This window comes from Bradyrhizobium sp. 62B (assembly GCF_030272265.2).
GTDB lineage: Bacteria > Pseudomonadota > Alphaproteobacteria > Rhizobiales > Xanthobacteraceae > Bradyrhizobium.
Window position 1 is genome coordinate 2782528 of the sequence record NZ_CP092841.2, and the last position, 20947, is coordinate 2803474.

Genomic DNA, 20947 nt, shown 5'->3' on the forward strand with positions numbered 1-20947 from the left:
TTGCCGGCGTCCGGTCGGCGCTGCTGACGGTCAGGCCGGCAATCCCGCATGTCAGACAGCGAGGGCACAGCAATGAGCAGCGACGTCGTTACGGGCAAGGCTGCTGCCGAAAAGCCCGAGCAACGGACTGGGATCGCTGCAAGAGCAGTGATCTGTGCCTTTGCGGCGATGGGGCTCCTGTCGACCAATATCTTCCTCCCCTCCCTGCCGGCGATCGCGGTCGATCTCGGCGTGTCCAGCGCGGCCGTGACGTCGAGCATAACAGTGTTTCTGATCGTCTTTGCCGGAGGGCAGCTCATCGTCGGTCCGTTGTCGGACAGGCTCGGGCGAAAGGGTCCGATCGTTGTCGGGCTCTGCATCTTCGTGCTCGGGACGGCATGGTGCGCGTTGGCGGGGGATTTCCTGAACCTGCTGGTCGGCCGATCGGTTCAGGCGGCCGGAGTCTGCGCTGTTGCCGTCTTGTCGCGTGCGATCGCCCGGGACCTGTTCGACGGCCAGGCGCTGACCAGGGTGATGGCGTCGATCACGATCGCCACCGCGGCGGCCCCGGGTTTTTCACCGCTCCTCGGCGGCGCGATCGATCTTCTCCTCGGCTGGCGCTTTGCGTTCGTCCTTGTCGCGGCCATCGCCGTCGGCGCAGGAGCGGCGTATGTGACCTTCGTCGGGGAAACCCTGGAGGTGGTCGGCGGCCCGCGCCATCCGCTCGAGATCATCCGCTGCTATCTCGGCTTGCTTCGAGACCCACGCTTCAGCGTGCCCGCAAGGACCGCCGGCCTTCTCATGGCCGCCTTGTACGCAGTCCTGTCGAGCGCGCCGCGGGTGCTTCTCGAGGGATTCGGTCTGTCGCCGATCGCTCTCGGCTGGTTGTTTGCGGGCGTCGTCTTCATCGTGTTCGGCGCCGGCCTGCTGGCACCAAGGCTGTCGGCCCGGTTCGGCCGCCAAGCTGCGACGTCGGCCGGTCTTGCTCTGGCCGCCGTTGCAGCGGTTGCGCTGCTCGGGCTGATGCTGGTCGACGAGGTCGCGCTGGGTTCATTTCTGATGATCGTTCCGGTTTTCTTGTTCGGGGTCGGCATTGCGAGCCCGCTTTCGAGCGCAGCGGCCCTGTCGCCATTCGGCGACAGGGCCGGCCAGGCGGCGGCGTTATTCGGCTGTTCGCAAATGGCGGGCGCAGCTTGTGGTGCCTCGCTTGCGGCAATCCTCTCCAGCGATCCGGTTTGGGGACTTACGGTCGTTCTTGCGGCGGCATCTGTTGTCGCACTGCTGCTGCATGTCTTTTCGAGGACGTCGCGGCGGCTCATCGGCGATCATGCATAGCGTGCCGGACCTCGTTTCTCCTGTGTGGGACTGCAGGACCCGACGCTGCGAACGCGCCGGAGTTTGCGCTTCCACAAAGAGCTTTGGAGGGAAATAGGTCGATTGTCGCATCGCGGCTGTTCCGACGCGCCGACCGTTCTCTTGATGGAGCGCCGGGCGAGACGACCCTTCGGTGAATTGATCCAGCTCAAAATATGACGCGATGAATGATCAATAGTCAGGCAGCAAGATCAAGCATCAGGGATGAGACGATGATGGCGCCCACTCCGGTTGATCTTGAGATCGCCGCGGAAATACCCGTCTTCAGCGGGCTCGAGCCGCAAGAGCTCGCGGTCTTGCTGGGGCCCGCCAACATCTTCAACCTCCGTCCGGGTCATACGCTGTTTCGCCAGGGCGAGCCGGCCCAAGCCTTCTTTGTCGTCATGGATGGCTGGATCAAGCTGTACCGGGTCACCCCCGCCGGCGACGAGGCCGTCCTCAACGTACTCACCAGGGGCGAGAGCTTGGCCGAGGCGGTCACATTCACGGCCGGCCGCTATCCAGCTACCGCCAGCGCCGTCACTGCGGCCCGTGTGATGGTCATTCCGGCCGACCACGTCATCGCCTGCATTCGCCAGATGCCTGACGTCGCGATCGCGATGATCGCGTCGACGTCGCAACATCTGCATCGAATGGTTCAGCAGATCGAGCAATTGATGGCGCAGAGCGCCACGCAGAGGGTGGCCGAGTTTCTCGCCTCGCTCGCGCCGCGTACCAGGGGGCCATGCACCATCACGCTGCCATACGACAAATCGCTGATCGCCGGCAGGCTCGGCCTGAAGCCGGAGTCGCTCTCGCGGGTGTTTGCCAAGCTGCGCATGGTGGGTGTCGATGTGCGCGCCTCGAACGTGGTGGTGCGCGACATGGCGCAGCTCTGCAAGCTCGTGGCCTGCGACCGGATCAGCGCGCGCTGCCCCGTGAAGCCGAGGATGATGTGCCCCGAGCCGTCCGCCCCACGCGCGATGCGGCCCGAGGCGAAATCCGTGCCGGCGTGAACCACTCAAACAGGAGACGACGAAATGAGGCGTGTTTTGATCGCAATTGCAGTCGCTGCGGCTTCGGGCAGTGCTGCTTACGCGCAGGATGTGACGGCGGGCGCCACCGCGTTCAAGAAATGCGCCAGTTGTCACGACGTCGGCGCGACCGCGAAGAACAAAGTCGGCCCTGTGCTCAATGGTCTCGACGGCCGCAAATCGGGATCGATTGCCGGCTACAATTATTCCGACGCGAACAAGAGTTCCGGCATCACCTGGGATGAGGCGAGCTTCCTCGATTATATCAAGGATCCCAAGGCCAAGGTGCCCAACACCAAGATGGCGTTCGCCGGCATCAAGAACGAGGCCGAAGCCAAGAATCTCTGGGCGTTTCTCAAGCAATACGACGCCGACGGCAAGACGAAGTAATCCAAGACCAACTGGAGACCGGCGCGCATCGTCGCTCAGCCGACGATGCCGTCGTGTTGGCCGACGGCCCAGGTTGAGTGACGCCCGGCCGGATCGGTGGCCCAGATCGCGGTGCCGCTCAACCGTGGCAGCAAGGCCTCGATCTCCTCAGCGGACGCGATGGAAAGCGCCGTCGACAACGCGTCGGCCATTGCGGCCGAGCGATGGTGCACGGTGATGGTACGCCAATGCGCGGCGCTGCGGCCGCTGCGTGGATCAAACAGATGATGCGCCGTGCCTTCGGCACCGAGCACGCAGCCCGAGGCTTCGGAGGTGGCGAGGGCGCCTTCCCCCAGATGCAGCGGGGCGGCGCCGCTGCGCGCGATCAGCCATGGCGATCCGTCGCGCTGAGGGGCAAGCGCCCGCATCTCGCCGAGATCGACCAGGAGGTTGCTGAACCCCTTGGCCGCCAGCAGCTCCGCCACGCGGTCGGTGACGTAACCCTGGCCGAGACCATTGAGCGTCAGGCGCTGGTTTTCGCCCAAACGAATCGAAGCCGGTTCGAGCCGGACGCGCCGCCAGTCCACCGCCCGCCGCGCGTCGGCAAGGACGGCTTGCGGCGGCAGGCCGGTGTGGGTCTTGTCCGCGAACCAATCGACATGGGCTTCCCATAGCGCCTGCACGGTCGGATCGAACAGGCCGCCCGTGACATCCGCGATCTCCAGCGCCAGCGCCACGGCGCGACGCAGATCGCCGCCCGGCTCGGCGAGTGCGCCGGCACGATTGAGCCTGCACAGCTCCGATCCGGATTGGAACAGGCTCAGCGCTTGTTCCAGGCGATCGATCTCTGCCTCGACCAGCGCGGCGATGCCCCTTGCACTCTCGGGCTCGATGTCGCTAAACAGGATCCGCGCATCCGCGCCCATGGCGGTGCCCCGCCATTCGAAATCGGCTCGGGCAGGGCTTGCAGGACCCGCGATGGCGACTGCGGCGGCCGATGCGAGGATCGTGATGGCGCGGCGTCGTGTCGGATGATCAGGGAGCATCGTGTCTCCTCATGACGGCGGGGAAGGGGCTTGCGGCAATGGTTGGCGCCGCTGTGCGCGCTTCTTCAGATGCAGGCAGACGTCCTGGTCGAAATAATTGGCCTGGCACTTCAGGCAGTAGATGCATTCGTTGGGGTTGATCTGGCCGAGCGGATGAATTGCCTGCACAGTGCATCGCCGTGCGCAGACGTGACATTCCGAACCGCATTCCCGGTAGCGCTTGAGCCATTCGAACATCCGCATCCGCGCCGGGATCGCCAGCGCCGCGCCGAGCGGGCAGAGATAGCGGCAGTAGAAGCGCTCGACGAACAGGCCGGCCAGCAGCAGCAATCCGGCGTAAACGCCGAACGGCCACTCCCGCAGGAACTTCATGGTGATCGCCGTCTTGAACGGCTCGACCTCGGCGAGCTGGAAGGCCGTCAGGATCGAGCGCAGCGAGATCGCGAGGATGGCGACGAACAGAACATATTTGATCATCCACAGCCGCTCGTGCAGCCCGAACGGGATCTCGATCTGCTTGATGCCGAGCCGGCGCGCGAGCTGATTGGTGAGCTCCTGCAATGTGCCGAACGGGCAGAGCCAGCCGCAGAACACGCCGCGCCCCCAGAACAGCATGCTGAATGCGACGAAGCTCCAGAGCAGGAACACCAGGGGATCGAGCAGGAACAGCTCCCAGCGGAAGCCGGAGAGCAGGGCGTGGATGAAGGTCAGGACGTTGACGACCGAGAGCTGCGCGTTGGCGATGAAGCCGAGGAACACCAGTGTCGTGAGCAGATAGAAGGTCCGGAGCCGGTGGTAAAACACGCCGTGTGCCGTCACCGCGTCCTGGAAGATCAGGATGCCCGCCAGCACCGTCAGCATCGCGCCGAGCACGCCGATCTCGTAGCGTCGCGCCCACCAGATCTCCTGCCACACCGTCTGGACCGGAGCGGGCGCGGCCGTCGTCGATGCCGCGGGCGGCTCGCTAGGTGCGGCGATCAAATAGCGATCGGGAATGCGATAATCGAGCGAGACCAGGGTGGCGCCGCTCGCTGCGGCGCCGGCGCCGAGATCGACGTCGAGCCGGAACGGCTTGGTCGAATCGAAGCCGCTCGCCTGCGGAATGCGGAACACCGCGATCTCACGCAGCTCCGGCGCGCCGGCGGCGTGCAGCGACTCCACCGCCGTATGATCGGCCGGCTTGAGACGCAGGGTCCGCGAACCCTGGACGATCTCGATCCGGGTGAAGGTCCCGGATTGGCGCCATTCCGTGCCCTTGAATGAATAGAGCCCGGATGCGCCGATCAGGAGCAGGTCGTCATCGGGGCCGATCTTCGCCGTCTCGCTTTCGTAAGTCCGCTGGCCGAGCAGGCTCTCGCCGATCGGCGGCGGCGTGGCGAGCGCCATCCAGAGATCGATGAAGGCCTTGTCGGGTTCATTGTCCCGCGTCCCGAGCAGCTTTGCCGCTTCGCCGCGGCTCACGAGCCGTCGCTCCACCGCGCCCTCGGCGAGCAGCGAGGACCAGGATAACCGGCGCAGGGTCTCGCGGTCGAGCCGCGCAGCCCGCTCCGGCGCATTGGTGCGGCTGCGCAGCACGGCGCGTGCCGAGCGCACGATCGCATCGCGGATCACGGTGCTCGTGATGGTCGCGCCGGCGACGGCGTGCGGCCCGCGCGCAGACTCGCCGGCGGGTTTGAGCGAGGTGCCGCCGCGCACGTCGAAGCCGCGGAAATTGGCGACATAGGCCGCGAGCGCATCGCGGGGAATCCCGATCACGAGGATCGGTTCTTCATGCGCGACGATCTCCGCGCCGGCGACGATGCCATCGGGCGTCACGGCCGCGACGATGTCGAGCGGCCGGCCTGCGTAGCCGACAGAGCCGGAGACATCGAGGCTTGAAAAGGCGTAGCCGAGCAAGCGCCCGTCTGCGGCACGTACGATCGCCGCCGGCGGCTTGCCGTCGGCACGATCGATCACGACGGGCTCGGAGAAGAACTTCGCGGCGACGCTGAGATCGGCTGCGTTTGCAGCGCACACCATCGACGCGAGCGCCGCCAGCGCGGACAGGACATGCCGTGCGGCGGCGGAGATGATTCCAGGCGATCGCATGCTGGGATCAGGCAGCGTTGTTGGCCGCGCGCATTGAGGTGGATCAATGTTGCGATTAACCGCGGTCAAGGAGAGTTCGTCGAATTCCCTGCATAAGGCTCCCATCGGATTCTCATGCTGGAGGAATGTAATGCGAGGCCGAGCTTCCCTGTTTCCAAAGCTTGCGGGCGGCGTAGCCGCAGCGGGCCTTTTGCTTCTGAGTGCGACGACGGCCGGCTACGCGCAGCAGCAGGCCCCGGCGCCGAAACCTGCCGACGTCGAGCAGCACAAGACGACGCCGGGCGGCCAGTACCAGCCGAGCCTGGACGTTCTCGGCAAGGGCACGACCGAGCAGCCCGGCACCAAGCCGGGCGATCCCAACCTCACCAAGGCCGAGTTCGACAAGGCCAACCAGATCTATTTCGAACGTTGTGCCGGATGCCATGGCGTGCTGCGCAAGGGCGCGACCGGCAAGCCGCTGACGCCGGATCTCACCAAGAAGCTCGGCTTCGACTATCTGCGTGACTTCATCACCTATGGCTCGCCCGGCGGCATGCCGAACTGGGGCACCTCGGGCCAGCTCGAGGCGGCCGACATCGACCTGATGGCGCGCTACCTCCTGAACACCCCGGCGCAGCCGCCGGAGTTCGGCATGAAGGAGATGAAGGACAGCTGGAAGGTTCTGGTTCCGGTCGCGCAGCGTCCGACCAAGAAGATGAACAAGCTCGACATCGACAATCTCTTCTCGGTGACGCTGCGTGATGCCGGTGAAATCGCCTTGATCGATGGCACCACCAAGAAGATCGAGCACATCATCAAGTCCGGCTATGCCGTGCACATCTCGCGCATGTCGGCGTCGGGCCGCTATCTCTACATCATCGGCCGCGATTCCAAGCTCAACCTGATCGACCTCTGGATGGACCCGCCGCAGACGGTGGCCGAGCTCAAGATCGGCACAGAGGCGCGCTCGGTCGAAACCTCGAAGTTCAAAGGCTATGAGGACAAGTTTGCGATCGCCGGAGCCTACTGGCCGCCGCAATACGTGCTGATGGACGGCGCGACGCTCGAGCCGATCAAGGTGGTCTCGACCCGCGGCATGACGGAAGATACGCAGGAGTATCACCCGGAGCCGCGCGTGGCCTCCATCGTGGCCTCGCACTTCAAGCCGGAATTCGTCGTCAACGTGAAGGAAACCGGCCAGGTCCTGCTCGTCAACTATCAGGACCTCAAGAACCTGAAGGTGACGTCGATCGAGGCCGAGCGCTTCCTGCATGACGGCGGCTTCGACAAGACCGGCCGCTACTTCCTGGTCGCTGCGAACGCTCGCCACAAGGTCGCGATCGTCGACACCAAGGAAGACAAGCTGGTCGGCGTCGTCGAAACCGGCGGCCAGACCCCGCATCCCGGACGCGGCGCCAACCTCGAGCATCCCAAGTTCGGGCCGGTGTGGGCGACGAGCCATCTCGGCAGCGAGCATATCTCCTTCATCGGCACCGATCCCGAGAAGCACAAGCAGTTCGCCTGGAAGGTCGTGCAGACGGTCGACGGGCAGGGCGGCGGATCGCTCTTCATCAAGACGCATCCGAAGTCGGAGAACCTCTATGTCGACACGCCCTTGAACACGGACGCCGAGATTTCCTCGTCGGTTGCGGTGTTCAAGATCAAGGATCTCGCCAAGGAGAAGCCGACCTACAAGGTGCTGCCGATCGGTCAGTGGTCCGGCATCTCGGAAGGCGCGCGCCGCGTGGTGCAGGGCGAGTACAACAAGGACGGCACCGAGATCTGGTTCTCGGTCTGGAACAACAAGGCGCAGGACTCCGCCATCGTGGTCGTCGACGACAAGACGCTGACCCTGAAGACGGTCATTCGTGACCGGCGACTGGTCACCCCGACCGGCAAGTTCAACGTCTTCAACACCCGTAACGACGTCTACTGACAAGCATGGGCTGGTGCGGCGAGCGATCGCCGCACCAGCCTGCCTTTTCGCAGATGGTTTTCGGCGGAGCGCATCATGGCTGTTGGAAAGGTCTATCTCGTCGGCGCCGGTCCCGGTGACCCGGAGCTGCTCACGCTGAAGGCGGTCCGCGCGATTCGTGAGGCCGACGTCGTCGTCTATGACCGTCTGGTGCCGCCGGAGATCCTGTCGACCATCGCGGACGGGGTGCTGCAGATCAATGTCGGCAAGCAGGCGGCCCATCACCCGGTGCCGCAGGACGAGATCAACGAGATGCTGGTCCGGCTGGCGCGCGCCGGCCGCACGGTCGTCCGGCTCAAGGGCGGCGACCCCTTCATTTTCGGGCGCGGCTCGGAGGAAGCAGCCGAGCTCGAGCTGGCAGGCATTGCCTATGAGGTGGTGCCGGGCATTACTGCGGCACAGGGCTGCGCCGCGGCCGCGCGGATGCCGTTGACGCATCGCGGCACGGCCTCCGGCGTGCGCTATGTGACCGGCCATCGCAAGGCGAACGAGCCGCTCGATCTCGACTGGAAGAGCCTCGCCGATCCCGACACGACGCTCGTCGTCTATATGGGCCTGGCCAATATTCCCGAGATCGTCCGCAACCTGATCGCGCAGGGATTGCCGGGAACCACTCCGGTGCTTGCGGTGTGTCAAGGTACGACGCCGCAGGAAAGCAGAATATGTGCTCCCTTGGAGGCGCTTCCGGTCGCTCTGAAAGACGTCTCCTTCAGCGGTCCCGTCCTTTTCATCATCGGAAAGGTCGCAGGGCTCGCGTCAGAACGGAGCGCGCGGAGCGATGCGGCAACTTGCGAGGCGATCTCAGTTGTGGCCTAGCGTCGCCTTGGCGTCAGTCGTTGCGATCGGGCAGGCCGCTGCGGGCGAAGCAAATGCCAATGCCGCAAGGCTCGCCAGCCTGGTGCGGCAGGACTGCGGCTCCTGCCACGGGCTGACGCTGAAAGGCGGGCTCGGCAAGCCGCTGACGCCGGATCATCTGCGCGCCTGGAATCGCGACCAGCTCGTCAGCATCGTCCTCGACGGCGTGCCGGGCACGCCGATGCCGCCCTGGCGCCCGCTGCTGAGCGAAGCGGACGTGCGGTGGATCGTAGAGCGCCTGCAGCAGGGAGATCTGCCATGAGAGTTATGGCGCGATGGTGTCTGGCGTTGTTGCTGCTGATGCCGATGCTCGCGAGTGCAGCCGAGCTGCGTGGCACGGGTAATCTCGGCCTTGTGGTGGAGCGCGCCACCGGCTCGGTGCTGATCGTCGACGCCACCGAGCGCAATTCGATCGGCCGTGTCGAGGGGCTCGGCGATCTCTCGCATGCCTCCGCGGTGTTTTCGCCGGATCAGCGCTACGCCTATGTCTTCGGACGTGACGGCGGCCTCACCAAAGTCGATATGCTCACGAGCACGATCGCCAAGCGCATCGTGCAGGCCGGCAATTCGATCGGCGGCGCCATCTCCGACGATGGTGCGCTGATCGCGGTCTCGAACTACGAGCCGGGCGGAGTGAAGGTGTTCGACGCCAGGACGCTCGATCCCGTCGCCAACATTCCGGCCATAGGTGAGGGCGGCAAGGCCTCGAAGACGGTCGGGCTGGTCGACTTGCCCGGACGGCGTTTTGCCTGGGCGCTCTACGACGCCGGCGAGATCTGGATCGGCGATCTCACCAATGTCGAAACGCCTGCAATCACCAGGCTGACCAATGTCGGCAAGTTGCCTTATGACGGCAACGTCACGCCAGACGGCCGCCATTATCTCGCGGGTCTGTTCGGCGAGGACGGCGTCGTGCACGTCGATACCTGGCGCGCGCCCCTGAAGGCCGAGCGCATCCTCAACGGCTATGGCCGCGGCCAGGAGGCGCTGCCGGTCTACAAGATGCCGCATCTGGAAGGCTGGGGCGCGGTGGGCGACAAGCTGCTGCTTCCCGCCGTCGGTCATCACGAATTGATCGCGGTCGATCTACGCAGCTTTGCGGAGGTCGGACGCACCGCCACCCACGGACAGCCGGTGTTTGCCGTGGCGCGGCCGGACGGGCGCCATGTCTGGGTGAACTACGCGCACCCCTTCAACGACACGGTCGAGATCGTCGACACCGAGACGCTGAAGGTGATCCATCGCCTGACGCCCGGGCCTGCGGTGCTCCACATGGAGTTCACCCCGCGCGGCAACGAGGTCTGGGTCTCGGTGCGCGATGCCGATCGCATCGATGTCTATGACGCCACTTCTTTCGTGAAGAAGACGGAGATCCTGGCGCAGAAGCCGTCGGGAATCTTCTTCACCGCACGCGCGACGAGGATCGGACAATGACGCCAAGCTCCGTCGAACTCGCCCTGATCGATCGCTGGCAGCACGATTTTCCGCTTGTCGCAAAACCGTTCGAGATCGTCGGCCGTTCCGCCGCGCTCGACGAGCAGGCGACGATCGGCGTGTTCCGCCGCATGCGGGCGCACGATCTGATCTCCCGCGTCGGGGCCGTGGTCCGCCCCAACACGGTGGGCGCGAGCACGCTCGCCGCGCTGCATGTCCCGCCGGATCGTCTCGACCAGGTCGCCGAGATCGTCAGCCGCGAGCCGCTGGTCACGCACAATTACGAGCGCGAGCACGATCTGAGCCTGTGGTTCGTGGTCGCCGGCGGCGATGCCGAGGCGATCACCGAGACCATCGACAGGATCGAGGCGCAGACGGGGCTGCCCGTCGTGGATCTGCCGATGGTGCAGGCCTATCATCTCGGCCTCGGCTTTTCGTTGCGCGAGCCGCGCGCGCAGAAGCGCACGGCGCCGGCCGCCGGGGACTATCGCCCCGATCCGCGCGACCAGCGCATCCTCGCCGCGATCGAGAACGGACTGCCGCTGGTCGAGCATCCTTATCGCGCGGTCGCCGATCAGCTCGCGCTCGGCCAGGACGAGGTCATCGCGCGGCTGGAGCACCTGGTCGCCGCCGGCGTGGTGACGCGTTTCGGCTGCGTGGTGCGCCATGACAAGCTCGGCTTCCGGTCGAACGCGATGGCGGTCTGGAATATTCCGGACGAGATCATCGACGATGTCGCCGCGATTTTCGCCCGACATCCCAGCGTGACGCTGTGCTACCAGCGTCCGCGCCGGCCGACGGTCTGGCCGTACAACCTGTTCTGCATGGTGCATGCGCGATCGCGCGACGAAGCCTATGCCGCGCTCGACGAAGTGAATCTGCTCGCCGATACCGGCCTGATGCAACAGGCCGTGCTGTTCTCGAAGCGCTGCTTCAAGCAGCGCGGCGCGGTCTTCTCGCGGCCCAAGGACACGAATTGATGCGCGCGCTGGACCCGACCGAAAGGGCAATCATCAACGGCCTGCAGGGCGGCTTCCCCCTGACGCACCAGCCGTACCGCGATGCCGGCGCGCAGCTGGGATTGAGCGAAGGCGAAATGATCGAGGAGATCGGCAATCTGCTCGCCGGCGGGCAGCTCAGCCGCTTCGGGCCGCTCTGGAATGCCGAAGCCCTCGGCGGCGCCGTTTGTCTTGCCGCCATCGCCGTTCCGCCCGAACGGTTCGACGAGGTCGCCGGGCTCGTCAACGCCCATCCCGAGATCGCGCACAATTACCAGCGCGATCACGAGCTCAACATGTGGTTCGTCGTGTCGACCGATGCTCCCGAACGCATCGATCAGGTGATTGCGGAGATCGAGCGGGAGACGGGCCTTGCCGTGCGCGCGATGCCCAAGACGCGCGAGTTCTTCGTCGGTTTCCGCGTGGAGGTCTAGACATGCTCGATGCCATCGATCGCAAGCTGATCGCCGCCACGCAGGCAGGTCTACCGCTCGTCGCCGAACCGTACCGCGCGCTCGCCGACGAGCTCGGCCTCGACGAGGCCGAAATCGTCCGCCGCCTCGCGCGTCTGCTCGACGACGGGGCGATCCGCCGCATCGGGGCGATCCCCAATCACTATGCGCTCGGCACCACCGCCAACGGCATGTCCGTATGGGACATCGCCAATGAGGCCGTTGCCGATATCGGCGCCGGGGTCGGCGCGCTCGATTTCGTCACGCATTGCTATGAGCGGCCGCGTCATCTGCCGCTCTGGCCCTACAACCTCTTTGCCATGGTCCATGGCCGGACCCGCGACGAGGTTCGGGCGAAGGTCGCCGAGATCGCCGTGCTGGTCGGTACCGGCGCGCGGGCCCACGAGGTTCTGTTCTCGACCCGGATCTTGAAGAAGACCGGCCTTCGCATTGCCGCCTGACGACGGGAGCCGGTCATGTTTCGCCTCAGCCAATACTTACGCGAGCTGGACCGGCCGGCCCCGAGTGGGCCGGTTCGGCAGCCACCAGGACCCGTCGTGATCTGGAACCTGATCCGCCGCTGCAATCTCACCTGCAAGCACTGCTACTCGATCTCGGGCGACGTCGACTTTCCCGGCGAGCTGTCCACCGCGCAAGTGTTCGGCGTGATGGACGACCTCAAGGCGTTCCGCGTGCCGGTGCTGATCCTGTCGGGCGGCGAGCCCTTGATGCGGCGCGACATCTTCGAGATCTCGGCGCGCGCCAAGGCGATGCGGTTCTATGTCGGCCTGTCGTCGAACGGCACCCTGGTCGACGCCGCCATGGCCGACCGCATCCGCGACATCGGCTACGACTATGTCGGCATCTCCCTCGACGGCATCGGCGAGACCCACGACCGCTTCCGCCGCAAGCAGGGCGCCTATCAGGAGGCGCTGAACGGCCTACGGCTGCTGCGCGACCGCGGCATCAAGGTCGGCGTCCGCTTCACCATGACGGAGGACAACGCGGCCGAGCTGCCGCGCCTGCTCGATCTGGTCGAGCAGGAGAACTTTCCAAAATTCTACCTCTCGCACCTCGTCTATGCCGGCCGCGGCAACAAGAACCGCGGCGACGACGCCATGTGGCAGACGACGCGCGATCGCATGGACATGGTGATCGCACGTGCCTGGCGCTGGGCGCAGTCGGGCAGCGAGATGGAGATCGTGACCGGCAACAACGATGCCGACGCTGTCTACCTGCTGCATTGGGCCGAGCGAACCGTTCCCGATCGCGCGGCGAGCTTGCGCGCAAAACTCGTGCGCTGGGGCGGCAATTCCTCCGGCGTCAACGTCGCCAATATCGACAATCTCGGCAATGTGCACCCGGACACGATGTGGTGGCACCATACGCTGGGCAACGTGAAGACGCGGGCCTTCTCCGAGATCTGGCCGGACACCTCCGATCCGATCATGGCGGGCCTGAAGCAGAAGCCGCGTCACGTCTCCGGACGGTGCGGCGGCTGTGCCTATTTCGACATCTGTAACGGCAACACCCGCGTGCGCGCCCAACGGATCACCGGCGACGCCTGGGCGGAGGATCCCGGCTGTTATCTCAGCGATGCCGAGATCGGCCTTGCGGGGCCAAGCGACCGGGTCAAGACCAGCATCTATCGCGGAACACGTCATGAAGCGCCGCTCTCTGTTTGATCGCATTCTCCTCGCTCTCGCGCTCCTCGTGCTGGCAGGTCCTGCGCGCGCCGAGCCGGATGCGGCAAAGCTGTTCGCGGACAATTGCGCCGAATGCCACGGCGCGGACCGGCTTGGCCGTCTCGGACCGGCGCTGCTCCCGGAAAATCTCGGCCGCATGATGGGCGCGCGGGCCGCCGCGGTGATTGCCGACGGACGGACCGCCACCCAGATGCCGGGCTTTTCCAATAAGCTCTCCAAGGACGAGATCGCGGCGCTCGTGGCCTATGTCTCATCGCCATTGCCCACGGTGCCGGCCTGGGGCGCGGCCGAGATCGACGCCAGCCGCGTCGTGCATGCCAAGGCGCCGCCACTGGAGCGGCCGCGCTTCGAAGCTGACCCGATGAACCTTTTCGTCGTGGTCGAGGCCGGCGATCACCACGCGACGATCCTGGACGGCGACCGCATCGAGCCGCTGGCGCGCTTTCAGACGCGTTTTGCGCTGCATGGCGGTCCGAAATTCACCCCCGACGGGCGCTACGTGTTCTTCATGTCGCGCGACGGCTGGGTCAGCAAATACGATCTCTGGACGCTGACCATGCTCACCGAGGTGCGCGCCGGAATCAATTCGCGCAACATCGCGATCTCGCGCGACGGCAAGCACATCGCGGTCGCCAATTATCTGCCCCACACGCTGGTGATGCTCTCGGCGGACGATCTGTCGGTCGAGAAGATCTTCGACGTGAAGGACCGCCTGGGGACGTCCTCGCGGGTCTCGGCGGTGTACCAGGCGCCCTCGCGCAACAGCTTCATCGCGGCGCTGAAGGATGTTCCGGAGATCTGGGAGATCGCGACCGATCCGAACGCCGGCCCGGTCTATGCCGGCTTCGTGCACAGCCACGAGAAGGGCATGATCGAGGCGCTGCCGTCCTCGCAGGGGCTCTTCGCGCTGCGCCGGATCGAGACCCCGGAGCCGCTCGACGACTTCTTCTTCGATCCGCCCTATCGCAATTTGATCGGCTCGGCGCGCGAGGGCAGGGCGATCGTGGTCAACCTGACGGTCGGGCGCGATATCAAGCAGCTCGATCTGCCGGGGCTGCCCCATCTCGGCTCGGGGATCTCCTGGACGTGGAACGGCCGGCTGGTGATGGCGACGCCGCTCTTGAAAGCCGGCAAGATCAGCGTGCTGGACATGCAGGACTGGTCGCAGATCAAGGTGATCGAGACGCCTGGCCCCGGCTTCTTCATGCGGAGCCACGAGAACACGCCCTATGCCTGGACCGACAGCATGATGGGCGCCGGCAAGGACACGCTCTCAATCATCGACAAGCGCTCGCTGGAAGTGGTCCGTCGCGTTACGCCGGAACCCGGCAAGACCGCTGCGCATGTCGAATTCGACAGATACGGGCGCTACGCCCTGGTGTCGATCTGGGAAGACCAGGGCGCGCTGGTGGTCTATGATGCGGCAACCTTTACCGAGGTGAAGCGTATTCCGATGTCGCGTCCTTCGGGCAAATACAACGTCTGGAACAAGATCACGTTTTCCGATGGCACCAGTCATTGAGCAGCCGGGCAGCGTCCCGTCGATCGCATTGCTGTTGGCAGCCCATGGCGAGCGGCGGCCTGGTGCCGGCAACACGGGCGCGTTCCAGCTTGCGCACGCGCTGGCTGCGCGCGGTCTGGTGGCCGAGGTCGCCGTCGGCTTCATCTCGGGCACACCAGGCATCCGGGAAGCCCTGGAGACGCTGACGGCCGGTCGAATCCTGGTCTATCCGCTATTTGCCTCCAGCGGCTATTTCACCCGGGACCGTCTGGTCCAGCTTCTCGACGAAGCCGGAGGCGATGGCCGCAGGATCGACATGCTGCCGCCGCTCGGGCTCGATCCAGGCCTGCCGGATTTGCTGTGCGATCAGGCCGTGGCTTGCGCGGGCGACCATGGTTTCGCGCCGGAGAACTGCACCTTCGTCCTGCTGGCGCACGGCTCGAAGCGCAATCCGGCCTCGCGCCAGGCCACCGAGCAGGTCGCGCGCGAGATCGAGACGCACGCGGTCTGCCGAAAGGTCGTCGTCTCGTTCCTGGAAGAGCAGCCGTCGCTCGAAGAGGCCGCGGCATCGATCAGCGGGCCCGCGATCGTCCTTGGCCTGTTCTCCGGCGAAGGCCTGCATGGCGCCAAGGATGCGCCGAAGCTGGTTGCGCGGCTCGGCCGCCGCGACATCGTGTTCGCGGGCATCATGGGCAGCGGGCCTGGGATCGAGGACCTCGTCGCACGGGCGGTGATCGCGGCCCTGCAAGACGCAGGCGCGGTGCAGGTCGCGGAGCCGTCGTCGCTTGCGCCGGCGCCGGGAGGCTGGGCGGTTTCAGTCGATTGATGGCGCGGCGTTGCAGGAAAGGGACGAGAGATGACGGAGTATCTTGACGTCGATGTTCGTCCGATCCTGCGCGCCGGGGGCGAGCCTTTTTCGACGATCATGGCCGCTGTTGAAAGTGCAAAACCGGGCCAGGGCATCCGGCTGTACGCGCCCTTCAAGCCCGTGCCCTTGTTTGACGTGATGGCCGGCAAGGGCTTTGCCCATTCCGCTACGGAGATCGGCGGAGGCGATTGGCAGGTGCTGTTCACCCCGACCGGGGCACCTGCCGAAGCGCTGGCGCCGCAAGCGCGGCCCAGCATCCAATGGCCGGAGTCGAAGATCCGGCTCGACACCAGACAGCTCGATCCGCCGGAGCCGATGACCAAAATCCTCGCCGCGGCCGAGACGCTGGGGCCCGGAGAAACGCTGACCGCGTTCCTCAGCCGCGAGCCGATGTTCCTGTTCCCGCAGCTGGAGAAGAGGGGCTACAACTGGCTCGGCGGCTTTCTGCCCGACGGCGTGACCTACGAGCTGACGGTGCGGGCGCCGTCAGTCTCGTAGGGTAGGCAAAGGCGCACTTGCGCCGTGCCCACGAGCTCTCTCTCCGTCGCGAAAGATGCGTGGGCACGCTTCCGCCTTCGCTCTTCGAGCTACGGCGGACAAGTCGCTTTGCCCACGCTGCGGTACTGCGGCTGGGATGTGCGCTTCAACATCGCGGGGCATTACCCCAGCCCCTTCCGAGGATTCAGGTATCGAAGCGCGAGCTTGATGAAGTTGTGCACCACCATCGACGTCTCGTCCGCCCTAAAGACCAGGAACACGTCGGCCGTGGGCGGCGAGGGTCTGACCGGACGGAATGCGATGTCGGCGGTGGTGAAGCGGGCAATCGACTGCGGCACGAGCGCGACACCGAAACCCGCGGCGATCAGGCTCGGGATCGACTGGGCGTCGACGACCTGCTGGGACACCTTTGGCAGGAAGCCGGCATCGACGCAGCACGTCTGCACGTATCGTGCGAAATCGGAGCTATTGGGATCCAGGATGACGTGATCCTCGGACGCCAGTTCACCGAGGGCGATGCGCTTGCGGCGCGCCAGCTGATGGGTGCGGGGCATTGCGATGACGACCTCTTCCCGCCATGCAAGCTTGCTGGTCAGGTCGCGCTCGGTGGGAATTCCACGGATGAGACAGATGTTGGTCGTGCGGCTGAGCAGCGCCGCGATCTGCAGGGCCGGGGCCTGCTCATGCACGGTCATCCTCACCTGCGGAGCGACCTTCCGATACGCGGCGAGCAGCTCTGCGAGACGGCCGCGCAGGATCGAGCCGGTCGCTCCGACATCCAGCGTTCCGATCAAGCCGGCGCCGATCGACCGTGCCTCGTCCTCCGCGGCCTTGACCTGTTGCAGGATGGCGCGGCCCCGCACCAGCATGGCTTCTCCCGCCTGCGTCAACTCCACCTTGCGGCTGGTTCTGTAGAGCAGCCGGGTCCCGAGCTCTGCCTCGAGGGCCTGGATATGTTGGCTGAGCGGCGGCTGCGACAGGTTCAGGCGCCGGGCGGCGAGGGTGAAGCTGCGCTCTTCGGCGACGGCGATGAAGTACCGAAGCTGGCGGAGATCCATAGTGAAAACCTATCAATCCTGTCGTTCTATATATTGGACTTAATGTCGCACCTGGTCAACGAATGACCGATGGAGCCTTCCACGCGTGCCGTCGCGGCGAAACGCTCCCTCCGCGGCGACCTCGCGTCGCTGCCAATGACAAGAATGGCGAAGGCTTCGGCCGACCAAGCCAGATCGACGTGCAGCGAGCGAGGAAATCTTCATGCCCAAGATCTTCAAGTCACTCTTCTTCCAGGTCGTCGTCGCGCTCGCCGCCGGCATTGCGCTCGGCGTCGCCTATCCGGACACCGCGGTGCAGCTGAAGCCTCTGGGTGACGGCTTCATCAAGCTGATCAAGATGCTGGTGCCGGTGATCGTGTTCTGCGTCGTCGTGCAGGGTATTTCGGCGGCCGGTGATCTTTCCAAGGTTGGAAGGGTCGGCATTCGTTCGCTCGTCTATTTCGAGGTCGTCACCACGGTCGCCTTGGTGTTCGGCATTGCGCTCGCCTATTATTTCCAGCCGGGCGCCGGCATGAACATCGATCCGAAGGCGTTGGACGCCAAGGCGCTCAGCGGGTTCAGCCAGACCGCCGCCCAGGTCGCCGGCGGGGGTGTCTCCGAATTCCTGATGAAGCTCATTCCTTCGACGCTTGTAGGCGCTTTCAGCTCCGGCGACGTTCTGCAGGTCCTGATCGTCTCGATCATGTTCGGTTGCGCCGTGTCGCTGTGTGGCGAGCGCGCGAAACCCGTGGTCGAGTTCGTCGAGCGGGTGAACGAGATCATCTTCAAGATGATGAACTTCGTGGTCCGGCTCGCGCCGATCGGCGTCTTCGGTGCAATCGCCTTCACCGTGGGGAAGTACGGCATCGGTTCGCTCAAGCAGCTCGGGGGCCTCGTTGCCCTGTTCTACCTGGCGGTGGTTCTGTTCGTGGTCGTCGTTCTCGGAGCGATCATGCGGCTCTCCGGGTTCAGCCTGTTCAAGTTGCTGGCCTATCTGCGCGAAGAGCTGTTGATCGTGCTCGGGACGGCCGCGGGCGACAGCGTGCTGCCGCAGACCATGCGCAAGCTCGAGCTGCTCGGGATCAAGCGATCGACCGTTGGTCTCGTGATCCCGACCGGCTACTCGTTCAATCTGGATGCGTTCTCAATCTACCTGACCCTGGCGGCAATCTTCATTGCCCAGGCGACGAATACGCCGCTTGCCACGGGCGATCTCCTGGCCATCCTCGGCGTCGCCTTGCTCACCTCCAAGGGCGCTCATGGTGTGCCGGGCTCGGCCATCGTCGTCCTCGCTGCGACGCTCGCCGCCATTCCGGCCATCCCGGCGATTGGACTGGTGCTGATCCTGTCGGTGGATTGGTTCATCGGCATCGCGCGCGCGCTCGGCAACTATGTCGGAAACTGCGTCGCGACCGTCGTCGTCGCCTCGTGGGAGGGCGACCTCGATCACGCCAAGGCGCGTCGCATTCTGAACGGCGAGATTGATCCTTCGGTTGACAATCTGCGGGTCGATCCGGCTAATGCCGATGCTCCCGTCGCGGGCCTGCAGACCCTTTGAGCACGGTAGCGCTTGAGGCCCCCAATGGTGACACTCGCGATCGAGCCTTTGACAAAGCAGGCGTTCGCCCTGTTCGGAGACGTCGTTGAGACGGATGGGAAGACGCCCCTCTCGATCAACCAGGGCTACGCTCAGCGCTTCAACGGGCTCGCCAATATCGACGTTGCCGCGGAAGGCGGACAGGTCAACATCAGCTGGTTTGTCGCCTCGGTGCGGCCGGCGCCGATCGCGATCAGCCTGATGGAGCGCCATCCGCTGGGAAGCCAGATGTTCATGCCTTTGAACGGGGCGGACTGGCTGGTCGTTGTCTGCGCGGATCCGCACATCTCGTCGAGCTACCGGGCGTTCGCAGCAAAAGGCCATCAGGGCGTAAATTATGCCCGAAATTGCTGGCACCACCCGCTGTTGGTGCTCAAGGACAGAAGCCCGTTCCTCGTCGTCGACCGCAAGGGTGACGGCGACAATCTCGAAGAAGTGTGGCTGGGTGAGACGATACAGCTCGGTTTCAACCCAGCTGCAAGCTGATATATCCTGTCGATAACTCGAGGCTTGATCATGTCGTCGCGCACTTACCACATACCGCAGGGTGGCCTGCCGCCGCAGACGGATCTCCTGAGCGGCCGCGCGGTCTTCACCAACGCCTATGCGGTCATCCCGAGCGGCGTGCAACGCGACATCGTCGTCAGCTATTTGCCGCACTGGGACGACACGCGCGTCTGGGTGTTGGCGCGACCGCTCTCCGGCTTCGCCGAGACATTCTCCCACTATCTCATGGAGATCGCAGCTGGCGGAGGCAGCGACATGCCGGAACCGGACGATGATGCGGAGGGAGCGCTGTTCGTCGCGGGCGGCCAGCTGACCCTCAAATTGTCCGAGCGAGAATTTGAGCTGAGGCCTGGCAGCTTCGCCTATCTGCCGCCGCGCTGCGCCTGGAGCGTTCGCAATCGCGGCGAGGGTCCTGCGCAGGTTCACTGGATCCGCAAGCTGTATCAGCGCGTGCCGGGGTTGGCGGCGCCCGAAGCGATCGTTGTCAACGAGGACACGCTCGAACCGGTCGCAATGCCGGGCACGGAGGGCAGGTGGGCGACGACGCGCTTCGTCGACCCCGCCGACATGCGCCACGACATGCACATCACCATCGTGACGTTCGAGCCAGGCGGGACGATCCCGTTCGCGGAGACGCATGTCATGGAGCACGGCTTGTACGTGCTCGAAGGCAAGGCGGTTTACCGTCTCAACCAGGATTGGGTGGAGGTCGAGGCCGGCGACTACATGTGGCTGCGCGCCTTCTGCCCGCAGGCGTGCTACGCAGGAGGCCCTGGCCGGTTTCGCTACCTTCTCTACAAGGACGTCAACCGCCACATGAATCTGCGGCAGGGAGCTCCGCTGATCTAGCCCGGGCCGTGGCGCTGCGTCCCGCTGCGATCTAGTCGATCGCGGTGCGCGAGCGGCGGTGGCTGCTCTGAAGCTCGGGATAGCCGGTCAGCATCAGCTTGTCGGCGCGGACGCCCCAGCTCTCCAGACGGTCGAGGAAGCTCATGCCGAGCAAATTGGTCTTCATTTGCCCACGCTGAACGACGAGCGCCGGCACTGATTTTTCGACGAGATGGCCGACGGAGAGACGGTCGAGCGTGAGGCGGGCCGCCTTGGTATGGCCGCCCGCGGTTTCGAGATCGACATCGTATTCGAGCATCTCGAGGGGGAGCCCGATGGCTTTCGCGGTCTCCCAGGTCAGCACCACCGACGTCGCACCGGTATCGATCACCATTGGCGCCGCAACGCCGTTGATCTTGGCCTTGAGTGCAAATTCGCCGCCCTGGCCGCGCGGGATCTGCACCGCAGGGGCAAGCGCCACCGGCTGCGTGCGAAAGATGTGCGAGACCTTGTGGCTGGCGCGCGCGATCTGGTCGGGATCGCCATAGGCGACGACCGCGCCTGCCGTGCAGGCGAGCATGACGAGAACGAGCAGGAAGCGGATCATCGTGCGCCTCCGCAGGCGCGCAGGCCGGTCAGCCGCGTTGCGGCGATGGCGCGATCGGAGTTAGTCCGGCTTCCGTCATACGCGCCGGCAACCGAGCCATGACCGCGAGCCGTTCGGCACTTTCCATGGCGTGCCAGCGCGCGATCTCGGGCAAGGTCCGGCCGCAGCCGAAGCACAGCTTGGTCCTGGGATCGATCATGCAGACGGCGACGCACGGCGTTTCTTTGCTCATTCGG

Annotated in this window: 22 protein-coding genes; 17 read left to right on the plus strand and 5 right to left on the minus strand. The window is 65.2% G+C overall.

Translation table 11 applies throughout. The features are described 5' to 3' along the window. Window positions 1-147 precede the first annotated feature (147 nt). The 3 genes from ML401_RS12925 to ML401_RS12935 all read left to right on the plus strand — a co-directional run bounded on the left by ML401_RS12925 (window position 148) and on the right by ML401_RS12935 (window position 2756). Window positions 148-1314 (plus strand): Bcr/CflA family efflux MFS transporter, encoded by a 1167-nt coding sequence (locus tag ML401_RS12925; RefSeq protein WP_376717371.1) that lies wholly within the window; start codon window positions 148-150, stop codon window positions 1312-1314. A 251-nt stretch (window positions 1315-1565) separates the two neighbouring features. After that, on the plus strand, window positions 1566-2348 hold the full coding sequence (locus tag ML401_RS12930) for a Crp/Fnr family transcriptional regulator (protein WP_376717357.1): 783 nt from the start codon (window positions 1566-1568) through the stop codon (window positions 2346-2348). Window positions 2349-2372: 24 nt separating this feature from the next. Continuing rightward, window positions 2373-2756, plus strand: a complete 384-nt coding sequence (locus tag ML401_RS12935) for a cytochrome c family protein (RefSeq protein ID WP_211418227.1) — start codon at window positions 2373-2375, stop codon at window positions 2754-2756. A 35-nt stretch (window positions 2757-2791) separates the two neighbouring features. On the opposite strand, the gene ML401_RS12940 is transcribed toward ML401_RS12935, so the two are convergent. Beyond that, on the minus strand, window positions 2792-3661 hold the full coding sequence (locus ML401_RS12940) for an FAD:protein FMN transferase (protein ID WP_285812165.1): 870 nt from the start codon (window positions 3659-3661) through the stop codon (window positions 2792-2794). A gap of 129 nt (window positions 3662-3790) precedes the next feature. Beyond that, the gene (locus ML401_RS12945; RefSeq protein WP_285812166.1) at window positions 3791-5869 is read right to left on the minus strand and encodes a NosR/NirI family protein; all 2079 of its coding nucleotides are present in this window, start codon (window positions 5867-5869) and stop codon (window positions 3791-3793) included. 130 nt (window positions 5870-5999) lie between these two features. Here ML401_RS12945 and ML401_RS12950 point away from each other — a divergent pair, with 130 nt between their 5' ends. The 11 genes from ML401_RS12950 (at window position 6000) to ML401_RS13000 (ending at window position 16135) form a co-directional block, all read left to right on the plus strand. Further along, entirely contained in the window at window positions 6000-7784 is a 1785-nt protein-coding gene (locus ML401_RS12950) for a nitrite reductase (RefSeq protein ID WP_283818894.1), read from the plus strand. Between the two features lie 75 nt (window positions 7785-7859). Continuing rightward, window positions 7860-8639, plus strand: coding sequence for a uroporphyrinogen-III C-methyltransferase (gene cobA / locus ML401_RS12955; RefSeq protein WP_259205620.1), 780 nt, complete (start codon window positions 7860-7862; stop codon window positions 8637-8639). A gap of 7 nt (window positions 8640-8646) precedes the next feature. Next, entirely contained in the window at window positions 8647-8940 is a 294-nt protein-coding gene (locus ML401_RS12960) for a cytochrome c (protein WP_285812167.1), read from the plus strand. Next, window positions 8937-10112 carry a cytochrome D1 domain-containing protein gene (locus tag ML401_RS12965; protein ID WP_285812168.1) on the plus strand — a complete coding sequence of 392 codons (1176 nt, stop codon included), beginning with the start codon at window positions 8937-8939 and terminating at the stop codon, window positions 10110-10112. Before ML401_RS12960 ends, ML401_RS12965 begins: the two co-directional genes overlap by 4 nt. Beyond that, a complete protein-coding gene (locus ML401_RS12970) occupies window positions 10109-11092 on the plus strand; it encodes an Lrp/AsnC family transcriptional regulator (protein WP_285812169.1) in 984 nt (327 codons plus the stop codon). The genes ML401_RS12965 and ML401_RS12970 overlap by 4 nt, the downstream gene beginning before the upstream one ends. Then, window positions 11092-11544 carry an Lrp/AsnC family transcriptional regulator gene (locus tag ML401_RS12975; RefSeq protein ID WP_285812170.1) on the plus strand — a complete coding sequence of 151 codons (453 nt, stop codon included), beginning with the start codon at window positions 11092-11094 and terminating at the stop codon, window positions 11542-11544. The genes ML401_RS12970 and ML401_RS12975 overlap by 1 nt, the downstream gene beginning before the upstream one ends. A gap of 2 nt (window positions 11545-11546) precedes the next feature. Further along, complete coding sequence (locus ML401_RS12980; RefSeq protein WP_285812171.1) at window positions 11547-12023, plus strand: AsnC family transcriptional regulator; 477 nt, start codon at window positions 11547-11549, stop codon at window positions 12021-12023. A 15-nt stretch (window positions 12024-12038) separates the two neighbouring features. Then, window positions 12039-13247: a heme d1 biosynthesis radical SAM protein NirJ gene (nirJ, locus tag ML401_RS12985; protein ID WP_285812172.1), complete on the plus strand. Its 1209-nt coding sequence runs from the start codon at window positions 12039-12041 to the stop codon at window positions 13245-13247. Then, window positions 13225-14790 carry a cytochrome D1 domain-containing protein gene (locus ML401_RS12990; protein WP_285812173.1) on the plus strand — a complete coding sequence of 522 codons (1566 nt, stop codon included), beginning with the start codon at window positions 13225-13227 and terminating at the stop codon, window positions 14788-14790. Before nirJ ends, ML401_RS12990 begins: the two co-directional genes overlap by 23 nt. Continuing rightward, the gene (locus ML401_RS12995; RefSeq protein WP_285812174.1) at window positions 14774-15595 is read left to right on the plus strand and encodes a CbiX/SirB N-terminal domain-containing protein; all 822 of its coding nucleotides are present in this window, start codon (window positions 14774-14776) and stop codon (window positions 15593-15595) included. Before ML401_RS12990 ends, ML401_RS12995 begins: the two co-directional genes overlap by 17 nt. 30 nt (window positions 15596-15625) lie before the next feature. Then, window positions 15626-16135 (plus strand): DUF2249 domain-containing protein, encoded by a 510-nt coding sequence (locus ML401_RS13000; RefSeq protein WP_259205628.1) that lies wholly within the window; start codon window positions 15626-15628, stop codon window positions 16133-16135. 161 nt (window positions 16136-16296) lie between these two features. Here the strand turns inward: ML401_RS13000 and ML401_RS13005 are convergent, their stop codons facing one another. After that, window positions 16297-17193: a LysR substrate-binding domain-containing protein gene (locus tag ML401_RS13005; RefSeq protein WP_194407417.1), complete on the minus strand. Its 897-nt coding sequence runs from the start codon at window positions 17191-17193 to the stop codon at window positions 16297-16299. 202 nt (window positions 17194-17395) lie between these two features. On the opposite strand from ML401_RS13005, the gene dctA reads away from it, so the two are divergent. The 3 genes from dctA to ML401_RS13020 are packed head-to-tail and all read left to right on the plus strand — an operon-like array spanning window position 17396 to window position 20125. Beyond that, complete coding sequence (gene dctA / locus ML401_RS13010) at window positions 17396-18730, plus strand: C4-dicarboxylate transporter DctA (protein ID WP_194407418.1); 1335 nt, start codon at window positions 17396-17398, stop codon at window positions 18728-18730. 24 nt (window positions 18731-18754) lie between these two features. Further along, entirely contained in the window at window positions 18755-19255 is a 501-nt protein-coding gene (locus tag ML401_RS13015) for an ureidoglycolate lyase (protein ID WP_259205630.1), read from the plus strand. Window positions 19256-19285: 30 nt separating this feature from the next. After that, window positions 19286-20125: a bifunctional allantoicase/(S)-ureidoglycine aminohydrolase gene (locus tag ML401_RS13020; RefSeq protein ID WP_194407420.1), complete on the plus strand. Its 840-nt coding sequence runs from the start codon at window positions 19286-19288 to the stop codon at window positions 20123-20125. A 31-nt stretch (window positions 20126-20156) separates the two neighbouring features. Here the strand turns inward: ML401_RS13020 and ML401_RS13025 are convergent, their stop codons facing one another. Together ML401_RS13025 and ML401_RS13030 are read right to left on the minus strand one after the other, a co-directional pair. Further along, window positions 20157-20711 carry a TIGR02281 family clan AA aspartic protease gene (locus ML401_RS13025; protein ID WP_211418213.1) on the minus strand — a complete coding sequence of 185 codons (555 nt, stop codon included), beginning with the start codon at window positions 20709-20711 and terminating at the stop codon, window positions 20157-20159. A gap of 28 nt (window positions 20712-20739) precedes the next feature. Next, the gene (locus tag ML401_RS13030) at window positions 20740-20943 is read right to left on the minus strand and encodes a DUF1289 domain-containing protein (protein WP_211418212.1); all 204 of its coding nucleotides are present in this window, start codon (window positions 20941-20943) and stop codon (window positions 20740-20742) included. Window positions 20944-20947 lie beyond the last annotated feature (4 nt).